Here is a 1219-nt window from a genome sequence, read left to right on the forward strand (position 1 = left end):
GGAATCACCGTTCGAGGTCTTACTCAACCGACTTTTGCAACAAAATCGGCCAGGAACAGGCATTAGTTGGTATGCGGAGTGTTATTCTATTGCGGGTATTTTGTTTGAGTTGGTCACAGCCGCGGCAATCTGGACCGGCGGTGGCGCGGAAGAGGGCTTAGTCTACTAGTTGTTCTAGTGCTATGCTGCACTTATGAAACGTCTGTTGACTGAAATTGGATGGCTGCGATGGTTCGCGCTGGGCACCGCGATTCTGGTTTCGCAGTCAGCACATGCACACAGCATAGCCCACGAGTACGATCTGTTCCGGTCGATTTGTAGCCTCGTTGAATTTGAGGCCAGCCCGAAACTTGAGGGAACATTCGATCGAATCTTGGTAAACAAATATGTTTCTGAAAAGGTCGCGGCACGGCTGCAGGATCGTGGGCTAGATTATCCTGTGGAGTTCGGTCGTCAGTGCTTCCGCAGAACGATCACCGAGCCTCGCCAACTTACACTGTGGTTTGTAGCGAGTTTGGCTGAGGGACCGAGCGATAGCCCCACGGTAGCTAGTGCTCTAATCGTCCATAGCTTCTATCAAGACATGCATAAGTCGCCGCACGAATTTCCTACCAAGATCGTCTTCTGCCCATCGGGCGCGGACATCTCGATCTGCGTGGCGAACCATGTCGTCGCATATTTTGACTCCACCGTGCTGATGATTGTCGATCGCATCCAAGAACTGCGCAAGGAAGGCCGCCGCTGATTTAGCAGGGAAGCTTCAACTTCTGCTTTGGGTCACAAGCGGCGGTCCGGCCGCTCATCTCGTCAGGTCCGGTTTCCTCTGGGAGCGGCCATTGCGGCCGCTCAAAGGCAGTTCGGCCGAGGGCCAACAGCCGACATCGCGCCTGTGCCGGAATGAAGAAAGAGGCCGCCGATTGAGTCGGCCTCTTAATCACTCATGCTTCGGCGCTTCGTTTTTACTTCTTGCGCGGATCGTCGGCTGGATCGATGAACTCGATGCCCCCCGGCCCAGTGAACACAATTTGGACGATCGTTTCTTCGTTTGTCGTCCAAACATAATGGGGGTGTTTCGCCGGCAGCGCGAAGACGGAGCCCGGCTTCAATGTCTCGCCTTTCGAGGGATCAAACTTTTCCCCCATGGCGTTCCCAAAGCTGCCACTCATCAGTAAGGGGCAAGCTGAGGCCGTCAGGCGGCGTGGTTCCATGGCATAAGCGC

2 protein-coding genes are annotated in these 1219 nt (G+C 54.9%); one reads left to right on the plus strand and one right to left on the minus strand.

What is annotated here, in order from left to right; genetic code table 11:
• The first annotated feature begins 205 nt into the window (after positions 1-205).
• Positions 206-745: a hypothetical protein gene (locus CQ14_RS43060; RefSeq protein WP_156434577.1), complete on the plus strand. Its 540-nt coding sequence runs from the start codon at positions 206-208 to the stop codon at positions 743-745.
• 214 nt (positions 746-959) lie between these two features.
• Here the strand turns inward: CQ14_RS43060 and CQ14_RS44345 are convergent.
• A partial coding sequence (locus tag CQ14_RS44345; protein ID WP_210183138.1) for a cupin domain-containing protein occupies positions 960-1219 on the minus strand: 260 nt, incomplete at its 5' end.

Source organism: Bradyrhizobium lablabi (assembly GCF_001440475.1).
Taxonomy (GTDB): Bacteria; Pseudomonadota; Alphaproteobacteria; order Rhizobiales; family Xanthobacteraceae; genus Bradyrhizobium; species Bradyrhizobium lablabi.